The sequence below is a fragment of the Vibrio albus genome, assembly GCF_003144035.1.
Taxonomy (GTDB): Bacteria; Pseudomonadota; Gammaproteobacteria; order Enterobacterales; family Vibrionaceae; genus Vibrio; species Vibrio albus.
This window is the reverse complement of sequence record NZ_QFWT01000020.1, coordinates 1-3881: the sequence shown is the minus strand read 5'-3', so window position 1 is coordinate 3881 and position 3881 is coordinate 1. Positions and strand designations below refer to the sequence as shown.

The following is a 3881-nucleotide window of genomic DNA, read 5'->3' as shown; positions in this document are numbered from 1 at the left end:
TGAAGTGGTTTTTAGCTAAATCGATACCGCCAAAATAAGAATAATCAGACATGGTGCCTCCAGTGCTAATAAGTACCACTTAAGTGTGGCAGATCCTCGGGAGGGGGAATCCATGTCATTCGTTATGTTTTCGAAGGAAATTGGTAGTATGAACCTCGAATTAAGAAGTATAGACAAAACGAACTTCTATGAGATTTGCCAGTTACAGGTAGCTAAAAATCAGCTAAATCATGTTGATAGCAATGCTATCTCATTGGCTGAAGCAAACTTTATGAGCTTTCCTTGGTTCAAAGGTATCTATGCTGACAATAATCCAATTGGCTTTGTTTTAGTAAACGCAGACACAGTTTCAGGTAAGTTTGAACTTTGGCGGTTCATGCTCGATAAATCTCAACAGTCAAAAGGTTATGGGCGTATCGCTATCGATCTGTTGAAATCAGCATTGGTTAAAGAGTTCGGAATATCCGCTTTATACACAAGTGTTGTTACAGGTTCAGTTAGCCCTCAAGGTTTCTACGAAAGTTGTGGTTTTGAATCAACAGGTCACTTAGTTGAAGGGCGTGAAATAGAGTTGCGTCTGTCCCTTTAACTCCAAACATAACAAGCAATTTAAGAGGGATTCACAACGCTTGGCACTTTTACTTCTACTTCAGTTTTAGTGTTTATGACACAATGCTTTAGGTTTGGGTGAAGGCGTTGTTCACCCCTTAATTGGGCGTTATGTTTACATGAAGTTCAAAGGCTTAAAGGTCTTAGGCTCTAGTTCATTGTCCCTCTGGCAATTCGTCCCTAGTAGACTCAGCAAATCCGCATTGTCGGCCTAAGTTCTTGAATCTCTCAACCCGTAAAACATGCCAATGTTCGCGGGTTGCTTCATTGTCAGGTCGTGGCGGTCGGTTTCTTATTTAGCTGGCTTAAAGTCGCTTTTAGCTTCTTAGCCAATTAGTATTTCAACTTGGCAATTGCCTCGGCAATTTTCTATTGTCTTGCGCTTTGGTTGGAAAGAAAGGGCACTTGTTGGAGCTTAGTCGGGTTGCCTCATTGGGCAGGGAAGTGGATTTACTTGTTTTAGGTTGGTTGCCTTTGGTGGTCAAGTCGGTTCTTGCCTTGTGGTTTGGTTCAGAAAATTGGTCATAAACTGCAGTTCTTTCTCAAGTAAATCAGTCGTTTGTGGTAAAACATAACAAACAATTTAAGAGTGATTCACCACGCTTGGCACTTTTGGTTTGGGTTTAGTTCTGTGTTTACGGCGTCCTAGTTAAGTTGTGTGGTAGCGTGGTTCACACCTTAATTGGGCGTTATGAGGTCGGGCTTTCTTTTTGGTTTTAGTGGGTTGCCGCGTCCCGTTTTTACGGAAGTTTTTAGGCTCGTCTTTATTGCGGCTGTAAGTTCTCGCTGGTGAAAAATGAGCCTTGTTTATCCGTTGGCTCACCGCTTTAATTACCAATTATTAAAAAGGGTTAAGCCGCTCGAAACGCGGTGTCTTGAATCTTTTCGTTGATGCCCGTTCATCTTATTCTTTGGGTCAGCTGGTTTTGTTCGGTTCGGGGCCGCCGTCATAACAAACTGCTTAACGGGACAAAAACGCGTGGCACTTTTGGTTCGGTTTGCTTTTGAGGTTTCGGCTGGTTAAATTGAGTGCATATGGTATTGGTTTTTGCCCATTAGCCGGGCGTTATGTGCTTTGACGTATTTGATTTCAACCGCAAAGATTTTATTAGCGCGTAGTTTCATATTCTCTGCAGGCTATACTCAACTTTTGATATTTAGGAGTAGCAGAGTATGGTGGTTAGGTACTGCGAATGCTGTAAAACGGAAACAGACCATAGAGAAACGCTGGAAAGAAAACCTTCAAGTTACGACACAAAAAAATCCATATATGGTCGATTGATGTTATTGATTCATGAATTTATCAACGGTGGTCATTACTACAACATGAACCGCTATTTAACCTGTAAAGCTTGTGGGCACAAAATCTTAGAAAATATGGGAAATGAATTCGAGTAACGCACATAACAAACAACTCAAAGGGACAAAAACACGCGGCATTTTTGGTTCGGTTTGGTTTTGAGGTTCCGGTAGGTTCGGTTGGGCAAGTGGGTTTGGTTTTTGCCCTTTAGTTGGGCGTTATGAGGCGGGCTTTCTTTTGGGTTTTAATGGGTTGCCGCGTTTCGTTTTGTGGGCGATTTTCCAGGTTTGTCTTTATTGCGGCTTTAAGCTTTCGCTGGTGCAAAATGAGCTTTGCTTATCCGTTGGCTCACCGCTTTAATTGCCAATTATTAAAAAGGGTTAAGCCGCTCGAAAATGCGGTGTCTTGAACCTTTCTGTTGATGCTCGTTCATCTTATTCTTTGGGTCAGCCGTTTTTGTTCGGTTCGGAGCCGCCGTCATAACAAACAACTCAAAGGGACAAAAACACGCGGCATTTTTGGTTCGGTTTGTTTCTGAGGTTTCGGCTGGTTCGGTTGAGTGAATGGGCTTTGGTTTTTGCCCTTTAGTTGGGCGTTAGGTTTCTCTGTGGGAAACATAGAATTCGAGGAGTTTGGGTCATGGATTATGAAACTAAGCTACAACTTGCATACAAAGAGCTAAGTGACAAAGGTGTTTGGAAGTCGAACTATAACTCACCAATTGCAACTTTGTTACGTAAACTCGGGTTATGCTTCCCTCCGCCTTATTACCAGAGTTTTTTGCAAACGTTATGCTTTGTTTGACTTTCTTCGCTCCTGTTTGGGGAGTCATTCAATGGGTTCTGGTGTGGAATGAGTTAGGCACACCAATTTTAGAAGCTGTTTATATCTCGTTGCTTACCGGCGCTTTGTTTGGCTTGGTTATGGCAACCTTCTACTTCATAAGGCGTAAGCAATTAAATCTAACAGATTGGGGTTCATTGGGTGAATAAACTCAAAACCTAACAAACAACTCAAAGGGACAAAAACACGCGCCACTTTTGGTTCAGTTTGTTTTTGAGGTTCCGGCTGGTCCGGTTGGGTGAATGGGTTTTGGTTTTTGCCCTTTAGTTGGGCGTTATGAGGTCGGGCTTTCTTTTTGGTTTCAGTGGGTTGCCGCGTTCCGTTTGCAGGTAATTTCCAGATTGTTCTTTATTGCGGCTGTAGGCTTTCTCTGGTGCAAAATGGGCCTTGTTAACCCGTTGGCTCACCGCTTTAATTGCCAATAATTGAAAAAGGTTAAGCCGCTCGAAAACGCGGTGTCTTGACTCTTTTTGTTGATGCTCGTTCATCTTATTCTTTGGGTCAGCCATTTTTGTTCGGTTCGGAGCCGCCGTCATAACAAACAACTCAAAGGGACAAAAACACGTGCCACTTTTGGTTCGGTTTGTTTTTAGGGTTCCGGCAGGTTCGGTTGAGTGAATGGGTTTTGGTTTTTGCCCTTTAGTTGGGCGTTATGAGGTCGGGCTTTCTTTTTGGTTTCAGTGGGTTGCCGCGTTCCGTTTGCAGGTAATTTCCAGATTGTTCTTTATTGCGGCTGTAAATTCTCTGGTGCAAAATGAGCCTTGTTTATCCGTTGGCTCACCGCTTTAATTGCCAATTATTAAAAAGGGTTAAGCCGCTCGAAAACGCGGTGTCTTGAACCTTTCTGTTGATGCTCGTTCATCTTATTCTTTGAGTCAGCCGTTTTTGGTCGGTTCGGAGCCGCCGTCATAACAAACAACTCAAAGGGACAAAAACACGCGGCATTTTTGGTTCGGTTTATTTTTGGGGTTATGGCTGGTTCGGTTGAGTGAATGGGCCTTGGTTTTTGCCCTTTAGTTGGGCGTTATGAGGTTGGTTTGCATAGAATGGCTAAGCTTTGCTGAACTCTGGTCTTGCCGTTTCAACCATCGGTTTGCTTGGCTTTCGATAAGCCCTCAGAATCAACGCT

Annotated in this window: 3 protein-coding genes and 1 pseudogene; 3 read left to right on the top strand and 1 reads right to left on the bottom strand. The window is 43.2% G+C overall.

The features are described 5' to 3' along the window. The first annotated feature begins 148 nt into the window (after window positions 1-148). The 3 genes and pseudogenes from DI392_RS19275 (at window position 149) to DI392_RS19860 (ending at window position 2901) form a co-directional block, all read left to right on the top strand. Window positions 149-589 (top strand): GNAT family N-acetyltransferase, encoded by a 441-nt coding sequence (locus DI392_RS19275; protein ID WP_109321323.1) that lies wholly within the window; start codon window positions 149-151, stop codon window positions 587-589. A gap of 1193 nt (window positions 590-1782) precedes the next feature. Continuing rightward, window positions 1783-2007, top strand: a complete 225-nt coding sequence (locus DI392_RS19870) for a hypothetical protein (protein ID WP_109321322.1) — start codon at window positions 1783-1785, stop codon at window positions 2005-2007. A 541-nt stretch (window positions 2008-2548) separates the two neighbouring features. Continuing rightward, window positions 2549-2901: pseudogene (locus DI392_RS19860) on the top strand (DUF6404 family protein). 114 nt (window positions 2902-3015) lie between these two features. Here DI392_RS19860 and DI392_RS19260 read toward each other — a convergent pair. Next, window positions 3016-3288: a hypothetical protein gene (locus DI392_RS19260; RefSeq protein WP_109321321.1), complete on the bottom strand. Its 273-nt coding sequence runs from the start codon at window positions 3286-3288 to the stop codon at window positions 3016-3018. Window positions 3289-3881 lie beyond the last annotated feature (593 nt).

What these genes read in the sequence shown, in the direction of transcription:
- DI392_RS19275 (WP_109321323.1), top strand. Translation starts at nt 149, where the DNA reads ATGAACCTCGAATTAAGAAGTATAGACAAAACGAACTTCTATGAGATT.
- DI392_RS19870 (WP_109321322.1), top strand. Translation starts at nt 1,783, where the DNA reads ATGGTGGTTAGGTACTGCGAATGCTGTAAAACGGAAACAGACCATAGA.
- DI392_RS19260 (WP_109321321.1), bottom strand. Translation starts at nt 3,288, where the DNA reads ATGACGGCGGCTCCGAACCGAACAAAAATGGCTGACCCAAAGAATAAG.